Origin of the sequence: Plantibacter sp. LMC-P-059a, assembly GCF_030209505.1 — a bacterium.
In the GTDB taxonomy this organism is placed as follows: Bacteria; Actinomycetota; Actinomycetes; order Actinomycetales; family Microbacteriaceae; genus Plantibacter.
Genome location: NZ_JARVRZ010000001.1, coordinates 110,250 through 126,404, shown reverse-complemented (window position 1 = coordinate 126,404; position 16,155 = coordinate 110,250). Strand labels below are relative to the sequence as shown.

Sequence of the window (16,155 nt, the reverse complement as noted above, 5' to 3'; positions counted from 1 at the left end):
CGCCGACAATGCGGGCTGTCGTCATCGACGCGCCCGGCGGCCCCGACGTTCTGCACATCCGCGAGCTACCGGTGCCGGTACCCATGCCGGGGCAGGTGTTGATCCGGGTGGAGGCGTTCGGGCTGAACCGGTCCGAGTTGCACTTCCTCCGTGGCATGGGCCACTCCGGGAGCTTCCCGCGGGTGCCCGGGATCGAGGCCGTCGGGACCGTGGAGAGAGCCCCCGGTGGGGAGTTCGTCGCCGGGACGCAGGTCGCCGCCCTCATGGGCGGGATGGGCCGCGACATCGACGGAGGGTATGCCGAATACACCGTCGTTCCAGCGAGCAGCGTTGTCCCGTTCCGCAGCGACCTCGAGTGGTCGGTGCTCGGTGCCGTCCCTGAGATGCTGCAGACCGCACACGGTTCGCTCACCGTCGGCGTCGACGCACGCCGTGGCGACACGCTCCTGATCCGCGGGGGTACGTCATCGGTCGGTCTCGCGTGCATCGTCCTGGCGAAGCAGCAGGGCATCACCGTCATTGCCACGACCCGCAACCCGAGCCGGGCCGAGCATCTCCGAAGCGTCGGCGCCGACGAGGTCGTGATCGACACCGGCAGCATCGCTGACAGTGTCCGCGTGATTGCGCCGGGCGGCGTCAACGGTGCTGTGGAACTCATCGGCACCGACACTCTTCCTGACACGCTCAGGGCGACCGCCGTGCATGGCACCGTCTCGTTCAGTGGGATGCTCGCTGACGTCTGGACGATCCCGGACTTCTATCCGATGGCCGTGATCCCCAACGGCGTCCGACTCACCGCGTACTCCGGTGAGGCAAGCGACCTGCCGGCACCGGTGCTGCAGGCGTTCCTCGATGCCGTGGCTGCGGGCACGGCGAGCGTGCCGATCGCGAAGGTCTACCGCCTCGAGGACATCGTGCAGGCCCACGTCGACATGGAAGACGGGGCACGGTCAGGCAAGCTCGTCGTCACGACGCGCTGACCACCGCGAGGCGTCCCGAACGACGCGGAAGTAGGGCCGGGGCGGTGTGGCAGCGCCTCACGCTCATGAACCGCTGGGAAGGTCGCTCGCCCCCGCCACCTGAGTTGGAGAGCAGGCAGAGCCGGCCCCGATCAGAGCACGCTGATGAAGATCGGATTCGTGTACAGCCAGGTGTCGGCCCAGGGGTCGGCTGGGGAGGTCGGGTACGGCTGAGGTGCCCGCGGGTCGACCTCGGCGCCGAGGGGACCGACCCCGTGCACCTGGCCGTCGCTGCCGCGAAGGCGGACGTAGCCGTCCTCGGCGGCAGGCTCGAGCGGCACCACGACACGGAACGGGGAGTCGCTGCGGTCGGTGACGTCGAGCATCTCGACGACTCGGGTGCCGGGTGCGTGCTGTTCGTCACGGTCGACTGCGGGCCCGGTGACGCGCCCGCGGATCAGGTCGAGGTGCGCCAGTCTCGGTGTCGTGCCGCGCGAGGTCGGCGTCGTCGTGGGCGTGACGTCGATCACGAGCTCGAGGGCGGTGCCGCGCTCGACGGTGAGGGTCCCGCCCAAGGTGACGCCGTTCTCCGGCTGGTCGGTAGCGCGGAGCACGACGGAGAGCCCAGCGACGAGGTGCCCGTGGTCGACCCAGAGCCGGCCGGCGCGGATCGCCTCGAGCAGGGAGGCGGACGACCGCTCGACGGCCCCGACGTGCGTGCGACTGAACTCGCCCGGCCAGAAGTCGGCGCCGTTCTGGGGCGTGTCCGTGGCGATCGGGTCGGGACGACGTCCGGCGCGGTTGAAGTTCGCGAGCGTCGCCCCGGCCTCCCAGCCCGGCCCGGTCGGGAAGTCGCCGACGCGTGTGGCGTCGGACTCCTTGAGGTGCAGATCGCTGTTCGTGGTGATCCACCAGCGCCGTCCCTCGCTCAGCAGCGAGTCCCACATGCCGCCGACGACGGCCGTCGTCCAATCGAAGCCGCCATGCGTCAGGTACGCCTCCGCGGGGTAGCCGGCGAACGAGAACTCGCTGGGAGCGTTCTCGTACTCGCCGCGCCGTGAGCGTTCGGTGGCGTTCGCGGCGATCGCTCCGGCCTGGGCGCCAGGAGCGCCCTCCATGCCGACGAACACCTCGGGGTCGGCATCCTGCCAGGCACGGAGCTCTCCGGGTGAGTCGATGCCGAGGCGGCTCGGGTGGTTCGCCAGGACGATCACGTCGTCGATGACGCCCGCACGCTTCTGGGCGCCGAGCCAGGCGATCCCGTCGGTCGCGTGCACGAGCCACTCGGCGGCGTCTTCGGTACCAGGGCGCGGCTTCTCCCAGCCGTTGAGCTTGCCGTCGTGGTCGAGTTCGAAGCGGCGCAGCACGAGGGTGGTGCGGGGCCCGGGGGCGATCAGGACGGTCGCGTGCTCGGCTCCCGGGATGTACCACTCGAGGCCCTGGAGGACGAGCATGTCGGGGCGCGCCGCCCGCGCGGTGTCGATCTCGCGAGCCGCGTTGAACACCCCGCCGACGTTGGCATGCCCCTTGTTGCTGTGCTCGGTGAAGGCGATCGCATCGACCGCGAAGCGCTGCGCCTGATCGAGGATCGTCGTCATCGGATACTTGGCGTCGTGCGAGTAGACCGAGTGCACGTGGTGGTCGAACACCAGCCAGGAGAGCGCGTCCGGATCGACGACCGCCGACGCTGATGGCAGCGGCGCGGCGTTGGCAGAGGTCGCGCTCCCGAGCCCGTGGGCGGTCGTTCCCACGGCGACCGTTGCGGCGACGGAGGCACCCAGGAAGGACCGGCGGGAGAGGCCGGACCGAGCCGATGCGCCCCGGTCCGCCTCGGGCACGGAGGATGCGCCACCGGTCGGCGCGGGCTGCTCGGGGCGGGGATCGAAGGGCATGGCATCACTTTCATCGGACGGACGGCCCGATCGTAGGCAGCGGAGGTGAAGCGCAGCCCAACGGACGGTGCCATGCGCGTCGCCCGGCGTTTACGCCCTATTCATCCGCTTCAGCGAGAGTCCTGGCGTCGCCGGGTACAGCCATCCCGGAGGCCCACCGCACCCACCAAAGGTCCCGATGTCTTCCACCGCTCGCGTCATCCACCGTTCTCCGTTCCGCGCCGCAAAGCGCGCCCTGCTGGTCTCGGCAGCTCTCAGCGCCAGTGCGGTCCTCTGCCTCGTCGGCGCCGGTGCTGCCTCCGCCGCCACAACGCTGGCCGAACCGGCACCGCTCACGCTGTACGACACCGCCGGCGCCGCGGTCACGTCAGGTGACGCGCGCGCCGTCCCGTCGTTCGGCTCCGCGGTGCTCGCCGCGGGCTGCCCCGCCGACGCGGACGACGGCGCCCGACTCTCCGTGACGGCGGGAGGGGTCACCGTCGTCACGTCTCCGACCGTCGCGGTGACCGCCGGGCAGCCGATCGAGGTGCCGATGGCCATCTCGTTCCAGGAGGTCGTGGACGGCGGTGTCGAACAGGGCGACGCGACCCTCGCGCTCGAGTGCCTGGTCCTCGAGTCAGGCATCCCGTCGTCGGTGGTCACGGCGGCGACCCTGCCGGTGGCGTTCGCCGCAGGTGTCTGGTCGGTTCCCGGCGCTCAGGTCGAGCCGGTCCCTCCGACGGACACGCCGACTGCTGCCCCACCCGCGGAAGGCCCTGGAGCAGGGGCGATCGCGACACCGCGGCCCTCGGCCACAGCACGACCCTCCGCTGACGGAGACCTGGCGCTGACGGGCTGGCAGCTCGGCGGAGCCGTCGTCGTCGCCGCAGGCCTGCTCGCGGGCGGCGCTGCCCTGATGCTGCGCCGGCGTGTGCGTTAGGCGTTCGCCATACGGGCTCTGACAGGGCGACCACCGCTCGAAGGACTGCTTGACGATGCTGTCACGCTGGGCGGGAGGCTGTCGCCGGCAGCGCCCTTGTCCCTGCCGTCAGCGTTCGGCGCGCAGGGCCGTCCACATCACGACGAACGCGGCAGCGATGCCGAGCACGCTACCCGCGAGCCCGACGATCATGGCGGGGTGGCCGGTGTCGGCGAGGCCGATCGAGCAGGCGACCACACCGACACCGGACGCCATCAGGCCGACGAAGCTGAACGCCGCGAGGACGAAGCGCTTGGCGGTTCGGGTGGGATCGGGAGCGGGAGGGAGCGACATCGTGTCTCGTTTCCGCCGTCGCGTCGGCTGCGTCGGCTCATCCGCATCAGGGTAGAGGGCGTCCGGTCGACGCGGCGAGGGGGTTTCCCCGGGGCCGTGCGGCGAGGCCCGCCGGTGAGTCAGACAGTCCCACCGCGAGGCCAGCGCAAGGGGGGTGGTGGTGTCCGAAACGCCGCTCGAGCCCGAGCCACACCGGCTCAACCCTGGGGTGGCATCGCCGGAAGGTGCCGGCACATAGCGTCGAAGCATGCATGTGGATCCGCGTTGCTCAGCTCTCCCGACGAGGCGTCCCCGGCTCTCCGTCCCGGAACCAGCCAGACTGTCGGCCAGAGAGGTGCGCGTCCGCTACGACGAGTCGGTGGCGTTGGACGGCGTGGATCTGACAGTCGGTGATGGTGAGTCGGTGGCGATCATGGGACCGTCGGGATCTGGCAAGAGCACGCTGCTCCAGGTGCTGGCGGGCATCATCAGCCCTGATGAGGGAACGGTGACGCTGCTCACTCCCGACGGAGCTCGAGAGCTTGGCGGGCTGTCGGACGCGGCGCGGTCCGCACTGCGCCTCCGGGAATACGGCTTCGTGTTTCAGCAGGGCATGCTGATCCCCGAGCTGACGGCGGCGGAGAACGTGGCGATGCCGCTGCTCCTGACGGGTGTGAGGAAGCGTACGGCGATGGCGCGCGCAGCATCACTGTTGCGTGAACTCGGCCTGGCGGGTCTGGAGGGCCGAAGGATCGGCCAACTCTCCGGGGGCCAGGCACAGCGTGTGGCGATCGCCCGTGCCCGCGCCATGGACGCCCGCGTCGTGTTCGCCGACGAGCCGACCGGCGCGCTGGATTCGCGGACCGCCTCCGAAGTCATGGGTGTGCTCCTGGCGGAGACCGCGGCGCAGGGGCGGGCGCTCGTGGTGGTGACGCACGACGAGGCCGTGGCGAGCCGGTGCTCTCGAGTCATTCGGTTGAGCGACGGCCGCATCGTCGAAACCGCAGCACGATGAGCCTGCGGGGCGGGGCGAGCAGCCGGCTGGCGGCGCTGTGGGTGCTGGTGAAGCCCGCTCGGGGCGACCTTTCGAGCACGGCATTGCCGATCGTCGCGTTCGCCGTGATCTCCACGGTGGTCGTGGGCGTGTTCGCGCTGGCGCGGGCGTACTGGAACGCCCCGGACCCCGAGGGCTTCGGGCAATACCGGATCCTCGCCGTCGGGATGCTGGCGGTGCTCGTGGTGCCCATCGGCACCCTCGGCGGCGCCGCGGCCCGCCTGTCCGCGCGTCGTCGCGAAGACCGGCTCGCAACACTGCGGTTGATCGGTGCCTCTTCCTCCTGGGTGCGGAGCGTCGCGCTCGGTGAGACCGGACTCGTCGCGGCCGCGGGCGGCCTTCTCGGGCTCCTGCTGTCGATCCCTCTGCAGCCACTCCTGTCGCTCATCCAGGTCGTCGGTACTCCGCTGGGTGCGGAAGGCGCCTGGCTGTCGTCCCCGGTGGTCGCGGCGCTCCTGCTCGGCGTCGTGGTGGTCGCGATCGTGAGCGCCGGTGTGAGTCTGCGACTTGTCTTGGTCTCCCCGCTCGGCGTGCGCATGCGCCAGAACGCGCCCCGGATGCACTGGCTGCGTGTCGTCGTCGCGGTGCTCGTCATGGGCGGAGGAGTGCTCATCCTGCAGCTGACGTCGGTGAGCTGGGGAGCCGCGGGTATCACGGCGGCACTCGTCGTGGTGCTGGTCGCGGTCATGGCCGTGCTGAACCTCCTGGGGCCATATCTTGTGAGCCGACTGGCCACGCGCAGGCTCACGCGCTCGGGCGATGCCGGGACGCTGATCGCCATGCGCGGTGTGCTCGAATCGCCGCAGGCGGCCTGGCGGCAGGTCTCCGGGGTGGCGTTGGCCAGTTTCATCGCGGTGCCCGCCGGCTCCGCCTTGGGCTTTCTCGACACCGTGCAGCGGCTCTCGGACGCGGTGACGCCCGAACAGATCCTGTTCTTCGGCGATATCCGGCTCGTCGTCGTCGCTGCCGTCGCGGCCTCCTATCTGCTGGTCGCCTGCTCGGTGGGCGTCACGCAGGCGGCCGCGGTGATGGAACGGCGAGCCCTGTACGTGAGCCTCGACCGGCTGGGCATGCCGTTCGCCGTGATGATCCGCTCGCGGCGTCGGTCGGTGAGCACTCCGCTGCTGGTGGCGGCCGTGGTGCCGGCCCTGCTCGCAGCGCTGCTCGTGATTCCTGTCGTAGGGATCTCGGTGGTCACCGCCCCGCTGTTCCTCGTGACGGTCGTCGTGTGCATCGCCTCCGGCGTCGTCCTGGTCCAGCTCGGCGTCGTCGCGACCACCCCCGTCCTGCGGCGCGTGCTGTCGCAACCGGATCGCGCACTCTGACGAACGGTGGTTCAACCCCTGGTTGGCATCCGCCCGCACCGCTCGTCCGTAGCGTCGAGTGCACGAGGCAACCGCTATGACCAAGGAGCAAGAAGACATGACGATCCGAGTCGAGGGTCTCACCAAGACCTACAGCGACAAACACGCGGTGCGAGACGTGAGCTTCACGGTCCAGCCGGGCAAGGTCACCGGATTCCTGGGGCCGAACGGGGCAGGCAAGTCGACGACGATGCGTTCGATCGTCGGGCTCGACCGCCCCACCTCCGGCCGCGCGCTCATCGACGGCACCGAGTACCGAGCGTTCGCTGCGCCGCTGCGCGAGGTAGGTGCTCTGCTCGACGCGAAGGCAGCGCACAAGTCCCGCACGGCGGTGAACCATCTCGCCTCGATCGCGGCGACGCATCGGATCCCGCGCTCTCGCGTCGACGAAGTCCTCGAGGCGACGGGCCTCAGCGCGGTCGCCCGGAAGCAGGTGGGCGGGTTCTCCCTCGGGATGGGTCAGCGCCTGGGCATCGCCGCAGCACTGCTGGGAGACCCTGGAACGCTCATCCTCGACGAGCCGATCAACGGTCTGGACCCGCAGGGCGTGACGTGGGTCCGCGAGCTCCTCGCCCGGCTTGCGGCCGAGGGGAGAACGGTGTTCCTCTCCTCGCACGTGCTGACCGAGCTCGCGCTCATCGCCGACCATGTGATCATCATCGGCCGCGGCGAGGTCATCGCGGACTCGCCGATCAGCACCCTCACCGAACACGGGGGCAGTCGCGTCCGCGTGCGCACGCCGGACGCACCCGCCCTCACTCGTCGGATCACAGCCCCGGGGGTGACCATCGCCTCGAGCGAAATGGGCCTGCTGGACGTGGAAGGACTCACGGCCGAACAGATCGCCCGCGCCGCCCACGAGGTGGGCGTGCTCCTCACCGAGCTGACGCCCGTGCGCCAGACCCTCGAAGAGGCCTACAGCCGACTCGCCCGCGACGCCGTCGAGTACGTCTCGGCCTGATCTCGCCTCTCCCACGAAAGGACTTCTCATGAGCACCACGATTCCCGGTTCGACCCCAGCGGACGTCTCACGTCACTTCGCCGTGCGCGATGTCAGTCTCGGCGGCGCGATCGTCTCCGAGTGGATCAAATTCCGCGGGCTGGCGTCGAACAACGTCCTCGCAGGATTCACGCTCCTGCTCTTGATCGCCAACGGAATCGCCATGCCGTGGGCATACGTCTTCCGCGACCGCAGCTCACCCAAGGCCGATTACGACGCCTACCCCGAGATGATCGTCGACAAGACCGGTTACGTCGGCATCGTCCTCGCCGTGCTCGCGGTCCTGATGATCACGAACGAGTACCGCTCCGGGCAGATCAGCACCACGCTGCTGTCGGTTCCGCGCAGGACGCCGGTGGTGGTCGCGAAGGCCGTGATCATCGCCGGCGTCTCCGTCGTCATCGGTGTCGTCAGCTCAGCGGTCGGGTTCGCCGTCGCGCCGGCGATCCTCGCGGGCGGCGGGTACGGCTACGTCCTGGAAACGCCCGAACTCATGCGGCTGGTCCTCGGTTCCGGGCTGTACCTGACAGCCATCGGCATCATCGGTCTCGCTCTCGGGACCATCATCCGCAACGTCGTCGCCGCAGTGCTGGCGACGATCGTGTTCCTCGTCATCGTGCCGGTGATCCCACAGATGTTCTCCGAGTACGGCACCGAGATCACCCGGTTCTTCCCGATCCAGGCCGGATCCCTGTTGCTGGCTCCCGCTGGCACGGACCCGATGGGCCCGTGGATCGGCTCTGCCGTGCTGCTGGCCTGGACGCTGGTGCTGTTCGTCGTCGCAGCCATCACCGTGAAGCGTCGCGACGCCTGAACGAGCCCCAGAACGGGGCGCGGGGGAGAATGAGAGCACCGTTCGGGATGGAGGTCGCAAGCGTATGAGGGCTCATGCTGCCCAGCCGATCGTGGATGCCGCCGAGATCGACCACGTCCTCGGCACGCGGCTGCTGCGATGGCTCAACGCCCATCAGCAGGTGGTCGACACGCTCGTCGCCGTGATGTGTCTCGCGGTTCAAACGATCGTGCTCGTGCTGCCGGGTGCGCAACCGCTCTGGCCGGGGCTGCTCCTCGTGACCGTATCGGGGGTGCTCCTGCTCTTCCGACGTCGGTATCCGCGGGCGATCCTCGTCGCAATGGCGCTCACGAGCACGGCAGGCATGGTCCTTTCGCCCCCGGTCGCGATGCTGGCGCTGCCCGCCGCCGTCATGCTCTACACCGTGGCCTCCATGCTGCCGCTCGGGACCGCGTTGCTGGGCTACGCGATCCTCGTGGGTGTGCCCGCCCTCGGAGTCCTGATCCTCGTGCTGACGACGGGAGCGACCCAGGCGCCCTCGGTGCTGGATCCGGTCGTGCTCCTCGCTCTCGGTGCAGGTCTCGCCGTCCGCGGTGCGACACAGCGCCGAGAAGCTCTCACGCAGCTGGTGAATCAACGGCTCACCATGGCCCAGGTGGCGGAGCGGCAACGGATCGCCACCGAGATGCACGACATCGTCGCCCACTCGCTTTCGACGATGATCTCGCTCGCCGACGGCGCGTCGAGCGGCTGGCAGAAGCACCCCGAGCGATCTGCGCTGGCGCTGACCAAGCTGGGTGACGTCGGCCGCAGCGCGCTCGGCGACATGAACCGTATCCTGCAGGTGCTCCGAGAGGGAGACGCAGTGCTGGACCGGCACCTGCACCGCTCGGGACACAACGTCCCCGATGTGGAGGAGGTGGTCGAGTTCTTCCGCAGCACCGGCATGCCCGTCAGGCTCACCCGCTCCGGCGGGGCGCTGCCCGAGGATCCCGCGCTGGCGACGACGGTGTACCGGATCGTCCAAGAGTCGCTCACCAACGTGCTGCGGTATGCCGGGGAAGCTACTCGGGTGGAGGTGAGCATCGACGTCGCGGGCGGCACCGTGGCTGTGCAGGTCACCGACGACGGGCCCACCGGTACCCACGTCGACCACAGCTCGAGCCAGGGAAGCGGCCAGGGGCTGCTCGGTATCGCCGAGCGTGCTGCGACCTACGGCGGCACGAGCGCGGCGGGTCCGCGTCCAGACGGTGGCTGGTCGACGAGGGCCACCTTGTTCATCGACGAAGGAGTACCTGCATGACGGCGACCACGACGTCGACGATCAGGGTGCTCGTGGTGGACGATCAGGAACTCGTCCGCATGGGCAACGCGCTGACGCTGGACTCGGCAGACGACATCGAGGTCGTCGGCGAGGCAGCCACGGGGGAGGAGGCGATCCGGCTCACCCGGGAGCTGAACCCCGACGTCGTGCTCATGGACGTGCGGATGCCCGGAATGGGCGGCATCGAAGCGACCAAGATCATCACCACGGTCGACCCGACAACACGCGTGCTCGTGCTCACCACGTTCGACACCGATGAATACGCCTTCGGCGGTCTCGACGCCGGCGCGAGCGCGTTTCTGCTCAAGAGCACCCCGCCAGACCGCTTGCGGGCGGCCGTGCGAACGGTGCACGCCGGAGACGCCGTCGTCGAGCCGCGGATCACCAGACAGCTGATCGACCACTACGCATCCAGTGGGGCGCCACGGGACCGCCCGAGCGCCGTCGCGAACGTCGACCCGCTCGACCAGCTCAGTCCGCGCGAGCGTGACGTGTTCGCGTGCATCGTCGCAGGGCAGTCCAACGCAGAGATCGGCGAGACGCTCCACCTCTCGCTCGCCACCGTGAAGACCCACGTGAACCGCATCTTCGCCAAGCTGCACCTGCGCGACCGAGTGCATGCGGTGATCCTCGGGCATGAACTGCGGTTCACCCGCGGAACTCGGTGACGCGGCGTCGGCGGAAAGGCGTCGCGCCGCAGGACCGATCGGGACAGCCGACGGAGGACCGCGGCCGCCCGGGTCAGCGTGCTGCGTCTGCTCGGGTCCGGCTGTGGCAGGTCTTCAGGTAGCTCAGGAAGGAGGCTTGCAGTCCGGTCACGTGTGTCTCGGACAAGAGCTGGCTCGACATCTCTGCAGCTCGTCCCTTCTCGTGGAGTCGATCGACGGCTGCGAGCACGTTCTGCGCGATGGATCGGTAGATCGGCAGGTCCCCGAGCAGTTCGAGCTCGTTCACGGTGATGTGCAAGCGCTGGGGCGTCGAGTCGGAGCTGCGATCGGGCATGGCCGTGATCAGTTCGAACACCTGGCTGTCGGTGCTGGCGACCCCCGGCGTACCAGCACCGAAGGACGTGAAGGGTGTTGCCTCGCACAGCCACGCGTAGAGGGCGAAGAGGCCTCCGTACGAGTAGCCGAACAGGCCGTGTCCGGAGTCGCTGACACGCCACTTCGACTGCAGATGTGGATGGAGCTCGGCTGTCAGGAAGTCGAGGAAGACGTCCGCGTGGGTGTCGGCGAGCTCCGCGAGGTAGACGTCCGCCTGCTCATCCGTCATCGCGCCCGCTTCCCGGGCGGCCTTCACGGTTGCCACCATCTCCCCACTGACCGGCTCGCCCGGGGGCACGAGGTCGCGGTTGCGAAGGTGCGCCCACGCCGCAGCCTCCTCACCGGCATACCCGATGCTGACCTGGATGTACGGGGCGATCTGCAGAAACGGATCCGTCTGCGTGACGATGAGGGGCGCCGTGAGCCCGACGGCCCAGTTTCCGTCGACCACGTAGATCAGTGGCAGCGGTTCGGCGGAACCTGCGTACCCAGGAGGGGTGGTCACCCAGACGGCGTATCGATGCCCCGATCGTGCGGTGATCTCGATGTACTCCGTGTCCGGCAGACTCCCGTTCAGGATCGTGCTCATGTCGTTCCCCTCCCGCCGCCACGGCGCGCTTTCGTGTACCCCCTACTCTTCCAAAGCACGGGTCCGGCCGCCTCCGCCGGGAGGGGGAGTGCAGGCGAGCGGTCCCTCCGCAAGGTTGATCCCTGCAGGTGTTGGCGTCCCAAGGGTGACGCGTGCCAACCTGGCATGAGCGGGGGAGGACAGACGGCATGTCGAAGCGATCTGGAGAAGCACGGTGACGGGTGAGTTGGAGCGCGGTGAGGGCGTCGAGCTGGAGCCTGCGTCGATCGTCGGCGACCTCGTGCCGGTGAGGTTCCGTCGGGCCGTGCCGGCGGACGCAGCTGCAGTGCTGGCGCTTTTCGATGAAGCGATCGCCTGGTTCGTCCGGATCGGTAACACCCGGCAATGGGGTACAGAGCCGGCCTCCGGGCAGGAACGCTGGATTACTCGTGTCCAGCAGTGGTGTGCCTCATCCGACACCTGGGTCGCTGAGCATCCCGCGGTCGGCGTCTGCGGAGCACTCGTGCTCGGCGAGGCGCTCGAGTACGTGCCGGCCGCCACCGAACCGGAGGTCTACGTCCGCGTGCTGATCGGCTCGCGCGACCCGCGGGTGAAGGGCACCGGTCGCCGCTTGCTGGCACTCGCCCAGGAGCGCGCGCAGGCCGCCGGGGTCGGTCGCCTGCGGGTCGACTGCTACGCGGGAGGGTCGGGGGATCTCGTCCGCTTCTACGAGGCCGCAGGCTTCGAGCGTGACGTGACGTTCACGGTCGGAGACGGTATCGACGCGTGGCCGGGCCAGGTGTTGTCACGGCGAGTCGATCTGAAGAGGTAGTCCTGCACCTCGGATGGTCCGTCACTGTCGCATCCGATCGGTCGAATAGGCCGGCGTCGCGTACACCCCGCCCTGCGGCATGTGGGGATCGATGTGCTGGGGTTCGCCCCACTGGGCGGCGTCGTCTTGCGGGGTGAAACCGACCGCCGTTCCGGCGTCGAGATCCCACCATCCAGCAGTGTTCGCGGACACCGCATAGAACACGGCCGTGTGTTCGGTGGTGGTCATCGCCGCGATGAACGCGCGCACGGCGTCAGCGGGGCTGAGCCAGGTCCGCTGCTCGCGCAGGGAACCTGGCTGCTGCTCGTAGCTGCCGATGCGGAGCGAGATGGTGCTGATTCCGAACTTGTCCGCGTAGAGCCGACACAGCGCTTCTCCAGCGACCTTCGACACCCCGTAGAACCCGTCCGGACGGGGCGGAACATCCGGTGCGATGTGAGCGCCCGACGGGTAGAAGCCCGTCAGACGGTTACTGCTCGCGTAGACGACCCGGGCGACGCCGGCCCGCCGGGCGGCTTCGAGGACGTGGTAGGTCCCGACGATGTTCACCTCGGCCAAGTCGTGGAAGTCGGCCTCGTCGGGTATCCCGCCGAGGTGGATCACCCCGTGCGCCCCATCGAACAGCTCGACCAGCGCGGCAAGGTCGGCGAGGTCGGTGCTGGTGACGACTTCCTGCGGACTGAGCGGAGTCATCGAGCGGACGTCGGTGGAGACGAGCACCGCCTCGCGGTCGAGCAGTGCGGAGCGGAGCGCCGATCCGATGTTCCCGGCGGCTCCGGTGATGACCCAGCGGGTTCCAGCGATGTCTGTCATCGTGTGAGCGTACAAGACGACATCCAGCAAGCTGAGTGTCTCCGGGGCTGCCGCAGCGCAACAGGTGACAATGGGGCATGCAGAGCGACGAAGCACCTCCAGTCCGCCGACGGACGATCGAATGGCAGGACCCGATGATCGGTGCCGCGCGGGTCGCCGAGATGGCAGGTATCGACTACCTCCAGGCCATGATCGACGGGGTCCTGCCGCCGCCGCCGATCATCTCGCTCATGGACATGACCCTGAGCTCGGTCTCGCGTGGGACCGCTACGTTCACCTGTGAGCCGAACGAGTCCCACTACAACCCGATCGGTGCCGTGCACGGCGGGTTCATGTGCACGGTGCTGGATTCGGCTGCGGGGTGCGCGGTCCAGACCACGCTGCCCGCCGGGGTCGGGTACACCTCGCTGGAGATCAAGGTGAACTACCTGCGGGCCGTGAGTGCCACATCGGGGCAGCTGACCGCCGTGGGAACCGTCATCAAACCGGGGTCTCGGGTCGCGTTCGCCGAAGCGGTGATCACCGATGCGGACGGCCGGGTGGTGGCCACGGCGTCCAGCACGCTGCTCGTCTTCCCGATCCCGGCGTGAACCGGTCTGCGCACTCCTGAGCTCCAGGCGAATATCGGGTCACCTTGGATGACCGCACTCGCCAGAGCGACGGACGCGCAGAGCGAGGTCGTCTGCGAAGCTCTCGCCGCGGTGTCGCAACTCCTCGGCCGCGGGGACTTCGAGGAACTCGTGGAGCGCCTCGGGTGGTGTTCCGAGACGGAAACAGCAGGGACCACGCGCCGACGATCGGGCATTGCGGTTGTGTGGCTCCTGCTGCACGCTGGGGGCATGCGGGAGATGTTGGGGAGCCGGGGCGAGGTCGTCGGCGTGCTGCTCGTGGTCGCGGCCTCGATCGCACTCGTCGTCGCCGCCTTCGCCTTCCGCGCGGGAGACGATCTCGCGTTCTTCGTACTGATCTCCGCGTTCGCTGCGGGGACAACGGGCTTCGGTGTGCACATCGCGAGCCGCGAGGCCCGCTTCCGACGCGAGAAGCGCTGAGCTACGGGAGTCGAGCAGCGAACACATCGGTGGAGTGACTTCGAAGCCCGAAACCGGTGGCTATCGGGGCGCTTCAGTCACGGTAGGTGTCGATGATTCGTCGTCCGATCGCGGCGAGGGCCGTTCGGACCTCCGCTGGCTCGAGCACCTGCGCGGCACTGGTCCAGCCGACGAGTTGCTCGGCGAGCCCGGTGACGGAGTGAGCGCGAACGGTGATCAGCGATCGGCCGTCAGGCTGCTCACCGGTCACTGCAGCGTGGACGCCGAACGCTTGCAGCAGCGGTCGAACCGCCGCCGCATCAACGAGAAGCGCCGCTTGGACGCTGCCACGGAGTGCTTCGACGTGGTCGGTCATCGCGTCCCAGACCGCCGCAGCGTCGAAACCCTCGAACACGTACCCGCGGTCGGCGGTCACCTCCGCGTCCCTGATGCGGTCAACGCGAAAGAGGCGAAGGCTCGCCGGGTCCGCTGTGTCCTTGCCGTCGAGGACACGGGCGCCGACCAGGTACCAGATGCCGCCCTTGCTTGCGACGACGAGCGGCACCACCTCACGAGGTGCCCCGACTCGATAGGTGAAGGAGATCCGGCGTTGGGTGGCGATGGCATGGTGCAGGACCGTGACGCTGTCGGGCACCTTGCCTGGTTCGAGGTGTCCCCAGGCGGCACTTCTGATGGTGGCCGTCGCCACGCGTTCGGCTCCAGAACGGAAAGTGCTCGGGACCGATCGCACGAGTTTCGCGATCGCCCGGGTGGCTGCAGGTGGCAGGGCTTCGTTGCTCCCGAGCAGTGCGAACAGCGCAGTGACTTCCGGTTCCGTCAACCCGGTCAGGTTGGTCCTTGCGCCGTCGAGCAGCCGCCATCCGCCGTTTCGGCCTCGAACCGGGTACACCGGTATCCCGGCCGACGAGAGGGCCTCCAAGTCGCGGCGCGCGGTCGGGATCGACACTTCCAGCTCGGCTGCGACCTCCGCAGCGGTCACCTGGGGACGAGACTGCAGCAGGAGCAGCACCTGAATGAGTCGATCTGCCCGCATTGCCTCATTCTGACAACAAATGTGATCACAAGTTGATCACTTTCATCGTCAGGCTTGACGTGTTGGGCCGAGATGCGGCGCGACAGGTGAAGGAGATCCCTCGTGTTCCGTGGAATTGCCAACGTCAACCTCGTAGCGGACGATGTTCCGAAAGCGGTCGACTGGTACTCGTCGCTCTTGGGTCGGCGTCCCTACTTCGTGCGTCCCGTGTCGGGGCCGGCCGAGTATGCGGAGTGGCGTTTCGGGGACGACGAGGATGAACTCGCGCTCATGTCGAGCGCCTACCGTCCGGTCCTCGAACGGCCCGGCGGTGCGCTCGTGTCGTTGCATGTCGACGACATTCAGGCAGCCTTCGACAGGGTTCGAGAACTCGGCGCTGACGAGATCGACGCTGTGACGCGACGCGGTGAAGGCTGGTGGTCGGCGTCCGTGGTCGACCCGTTCGGGAACCTGCTCGGGCTCATTCAGAGCCCCCATTGGGCGGGAAGACACGTCGACGCAGCGAGCTCGAGCGGCAGCTAGCCCGACCAAGGATCAGCTCGAGCGGGCGAGCAGGTCGGCGACTCCTGGGCCTGTCAGCTCGGCGCAGTACGCGGTGCGACCCGTCATCGCCATGATGAGCGCCAGGGTGCTGCCCCGCACGACATCGCCCTCCCCGATGGTGGTGGCCGTGTCGACCGCTTCCAGTCGCAGACCTCGTACTCGCTTCTTCGCGACGACGACCTGATCGGTGCTTGCGTAGTACCTCAGGAGAGCAGTCAGCGTCGCCTCCGGATACTCCCGGACGAGACCCAGCGGGCGGCGAATATCCTCGCCGTGAACGACCATCTCGCCGAGGAGCGCCATTCTCGGGAGAGGCGGCGAGATCCGGCTGCCGATCGTCGAACGGAAACGGCTGAGCGTCTCCGCCGGCGAGGAACCAAGCTGCTCGCGCAGACGATCATCCACCTGCTTGTCGAAGTCGAAACGCGCACGCACGACCCCAGCGAACCAACGCGGCCCCGACACGGCCCCGCTCACCGTCAGGTGGGCGAGGACCTCACGGACGGTCATGCCGGCGCAGAGCGACGGCGTCGACCAGGACGTCTCGCCCAGCGGTGCGAGGTCGCGTGCGAGCTCTTGCCGTTCAGCATCGATGCTCAGCCAGGCTGCGTTCCGCTCCATGCCGTCATCCTCTCGTACCTCGAGTGCGGGACTGTC

Annotated in this window: 18 protein-coding genes; 12 read left to right on the top strand and 6 right to left on the bottom strand. The window is 68.7% G+C overall.

Translation table 11 applies throughout. The annotated features are described in order from the left end of the window. Window positions 1–8 precede the first annotated feature (8 nt). Entirely contained in the window at window positions 9–980 is a 972-nt protein-coding gene (locus QRN27_RS00605; protein ID WP_285040293.1) for a zinc-binding alcohol dehydrogenase family protein, read from the top strand. A gap of 131 nt (window positions 981–1,111) precedes the next feature. Here QRN27_RS00605 and QRN27_RS00600 read toward each other — a convergent pair whose 3' ends face one another. Next, window positions 1,112–2,851 (bottom strand): PHP domain-containing protein, encoded by a 1,740-nt coding sequence (locus tag QRN27_RS00600; protein ID WP_285040292.1) that lies wholly within the window; start codon window positions 2,849–2,851, stop codon window positions 1,112–1,114. Window positions 2,852–3,029: 178 nt separating this feature from the next. Here QRN27_RS00600 and QRN27_RS00595 point away from each other — a divergent pair, with 178 nt between their 5' ends. After that, window positions 3,030–3,770: a hypothetical protein gene (locus tag QRN27_RS00595; RefSeq protein WP_285040290.1), complete on the top strand. Its 741-nt coding sequence runs from the start codon at window positions 3,030–3,032 to the stop codon at window positions 3,768–3,770. 108 nt (window positions 3,771–3,878) lie between these two features. Here QRN27_RS00595 and QRN27_RS00590 read toward each other — a convergent pair whose 3' ends face one another. Then, on the bottom strand, window positions 3,879–4,103 hold the full coding sequence (locus QRN27_RS00590) for a hypothetical protein (protein WP_056777810.1): 225 nt from the start codon (window positions 4,101–4,103) through the stop codon (window positions 3,879–3,881). Window positions 4,104–4,437: 334 nt separating this feature from the next. On the opposite strand from QRN27_RS00590, the gene QRN27_RS00585 reads away from it, so the two are divergent. From QRN27_RS00585 to QRN27_RS00560, 6 genes are all read left to right on the top strand, one after another. Continuing rightward, the gene (locus tag QRN27_RS00585; protein WP_350224079.1) at window positions 4,438–5,097 is read left to right on the top strand and encodes an ABC transporter ATP-binding protein; all 660 of its coding nucleotides are present in this window, start codon (window positions 4,438–4,440) and stop codon (window positions 5,095–5,097) included. Further along, window positions 5,094–6,461 carry an FtsX-like permease family protein gene (locus QRN27_RS00580; RefSeq protein ID WP_285040288.1) on the top strand — a complete coding sequence of 456 codons (1,368 nt, stop codon included), beginning with the start codon at window positions 5,094–5,096 and terminating at the stop codon, window positions 6,459–6,461. Before QRN27_RS00585 ends, QRN27_RS00580 begins: the two co-directional genes overlap by 4 nt. A 97-nt stretch (window positions 6,462–6,558) precedes the next feature. Further along, the gene (locus tag QRN27_RS00575; RefSeq protein ID WP_285040286.1) at window positions 6,559–7,461 is read left to right on the top strand and encodes an ATP-binding cassette domain-containing protein; all 903 of its coding nucleotides are present in this window, start codon (window positions 6,559–6,561) and stop codon (window positions 7,459–7,461) included. 28 nt (window positions 7,462–7,489) lie between these two features. Then, window positions 7,490–8,314, top strand: a complete 825-nt coding sequence (locus QRN27_RS00570; RefSeq protein ID WP_285040285.1) for an ABC transporter permease — start codon at window positions 7,490–7,492, stop codon at window positions 8,312–8,314. Between the two features lie 64 nt (window positions 8,315–8,378). After that, window positions 8,379–9,596 carry a sensor histidine kinase gene (locus QRN27_RS00565; RefSeq protein WP_285040283.1) on the top strand — a complete coding sequence of 406 codons (1,218 nt, stop codon included), beginning with the start codon at window positions 8,379–8,381 and terminating at the stop codon, window positions 9,594–9,596. Next, window positions 9,593–10,285 (top strand): response regulator transcription factor, encoded by a 693-nt coding sequence (locus QRN27_RS00560; RefSeq protein WP_285040281.1) that lies wholly within the window; start codon window positions 9,593–9,595, stop codon window positions 10,283–10,285. Before QRN27_RS00565 ends, QRN27_RS00560 begins: the two co-directional genes overlap by 4 nt. 73 nt (window positions 10,286–10,358) lie before the next feature. Here the strand turns inward: QRN27_RS00560 and QRN27_RS00555 are convergent, their stop codons facing one another. Continuing rightward, window positions 10,359–11,249: an alpha/beta hydrolase gene (locus QRN27_RS00555; protein WP_285040280.1), complete on the bottom strand. Its 891-nt coding sequence runs from the start codon at window positions 11,247–11,249 to the stop codon at window positions 10,359–10,361. Between the two features lie 214 nt (window positions 11,250–11,463). Here QRN27_RS00555 and QRN27_RS00550 point away from each other — a divergent pair, with 214 nt between their 5' ends. Then, window positions 11,464–12,060 carry a GNAT family N-acetyltransferase gene (locus QRN27_RS00550; protein ID WP_285040279.1) on the top strand — a complete coding sequence of 199 codons (597 nt, stop codon included), beginning with the start codon at window positions 11,464–11,466 and terminating at the stop codon, window positions 12,058–12,060. 21 nt (window positions 12,061–12,081) lie between these two features. Here the strand turns inward: QRN27_RS00550 and QRN27_RS00545 are convergent, their stop codons facing one another. Next, a complete protein-coding gene (locus QRN27_RS00545; protein ID WP_285040277.1) occupies window positions 12,082–12,873 on the bottom strand; it encodes an NAD-dependent epimerase/dehydratase family protein in 792 nt (263 codons plus the stop codon). 77 nt (window positions 12,874–12,950) lie between these two features. Between QRN27_RS00545 and QRN27_RS00540 the strand changes: the two genes are divergently transcribed. Together QRN27_RS00540 and QRN27_RS00535 are read left to right on the top strand one after the other, a co-directional pair. Beyond that, on the top strand, window positions 12,951–13,463 hold the full coding sequence (locus QRN27_RS00540) for a PaaI family thioesterase (RefSeq protein WP_285040275.1): 513 nt from the start codon (window positions 12,951–12,953) through the stop codon (window positions 13,461–13,463). Window positions 13,464–13,511: 48 nt separating this feature from the next. Continuing rightward, the gene (locus QRN27_RS00535) at window positions 13,512–13,922 is read left to right on the top strand and encodes a hypothetical protein (protein ID WP_285040273.1); all 411 of its coding nucleotides are present in this window, start codon (window positions 13,512–13,514) and stop codon (window positions 13,920–13,922) included. A gap of 73 nt (window positions 13,923–13,995) precedes the next feature. On the opposite strand, the gene QRN27_RS00530 is transcribed toward QRN27_RS00535, so the two are convergent. Next, a complete protein-coding gene (locus QRN27_RS00530) occupies window positions 13,996–14,955 on the bottom strand; it encodes a helix-turn-helix transcriptional regulator (protein WP_285040271.1) in 960 nt (319 codons plus the stop codon). 102 nt (window positions 14,956–15,057) lie between these two features. Between QRN27_RS00530 and QRN27_RS00525 the strand changes: the two genes are divergently transcribed. Next, on the top strand, window positions 15,058–15,477 hold the full coding sequence (locus QRN27_RS00525; RefSeq protein WP_285040269.1) for a VOC family protein: 420 nt from the start codon (window positions 15,058–15,060) through the stop codon (window positions 15,475–15,477). A 12-nt stretch (window positions 15,478–15,489) separates the two neighbouring features. Here the strand turns inward: QRN27_RS00525 and QRN27_RS00520 are convergent, their stop codons facing one another. Continuing rightward, window positions 15,490–16,119: a maleylpyruvate isomerase family mycothiol-dependent enzyme gene (locus tag QRN27_RS00520; RefSeq protein WP_285040267.1), complete on the bottom strand. Its 630-nt coding sequence runs from the start codon at window positions 16,117–16,119 to the stop codon at window positions 15,490–15,492. Window positions 16,120–16,155: the final 36 nt, after the last annotated feature.

Bases quoted from the DNA above. Each gene is read 5' to 3' on its own strand.
- QRN27_RS00565 (WP_285040283.1), top strand. From the start codon at position 8,379: ATGAGGGCTCATGCTGCCCAGCCGATCGTGGATGCCGCCGAGATCGAC.
- QRN27_RS00575 (WP_285040286.1), top strand. From the start codon at position 6,559: ATGACGATCCGAGTCGAGGGTCTCACCAAGACCTACAGCGACAAACAC.
- QRN27_RS00605 (WP_285040293.1), top strand. From the start codon at position 9: ATGCGGGCTGTCGTCATCGACGCGCCCGGCGGCCCCGACGTTCTGCAC.
- QRN27_RS00530 (WP_285040271.1), bottom strand. From the start codon at position 14,955: ATGCGGGCAGATCGACTCATTCAGGTGCTGCTCCTGCTGCAGTCTCGT.
- QRN27_RS00520 (WP_285040267.1), bottom strand. From the start codon at position 16,119: ATGGAGCGGAACGCAGCCTGGCTGAGCATCGATGCTGAACGGCAAGAG.
- QRN27_RS00535 (WP_285040273.1), top strand. From the start codon at position 13,512: ATGACCGCACTCGCCAGAGCGACGGACGCGCAGAGCGAGGTCGTCTGC.
- QRN27_RS00555 (WP_285040280.1), bottom strand. From the start codon at position 11,249: ATGAGCACGATCCTGAACGGGAGTCTGCCGGACACGGAGTACATCGAG.
- QRN27_RS00545 (WP_285040277.1), bottom strand. From the start codon at position 12,873: ATGACAGACATCGCTGGAACCCGCTGGGTCATCACCGGAGCCGCCGGG.
- QRN27_RS00580 (WP_285040288.1), top strand. From the start codon at position 5,094: ATGAGCCTGCGGGGCGGGGCGAGCAGCCGGCTGGCGGCGCTGTGGGTG.
- QRN27_RS00595 (WP_285040290.1), top strand. From the start codon at position 3,030: ATGTCTTCCACCGCTCGCGTCATCCACCGTTCTCCGTTCCGCGCCGCA.
- QRN27_RS00540 (WP_285040275.1), top strand. From the start codon at position 12,951: ATGCAGAGCGACGAAGCACCTCCAGTCCGCCGACGGACGATCGAATGG.
- QRN27_RS00600 (WP_285040292.1), bottom strand. From the start codon at position 2,851: ATGCCCTTCGATCCCCGCCCCGAGCAGCCCGCGCCGACCGGTGGCGCA.
- QRN27_RS00590 (WP_056777810.1), bottom strand. From the start codon at position 4,103: ATGTCGCTCCCTCCCGCTCCCGATCCCACCCGAACCGCCAAGCGCTTC.
- QRN27_RS00570 (WP_285040285.1), top strand. From the start codon at position 7,490: ATGAGCACCACGATTCCCGGTTCGACCCCAGCGGACGTCTCACGTCAC.
- QRN27_RS00560 (WP_285040281.1), top strand. From the start codon at position 9,593: ATGACGGCGACCACGACGTCGACGATCAGGGTGCTCGTGGTGGACGAT.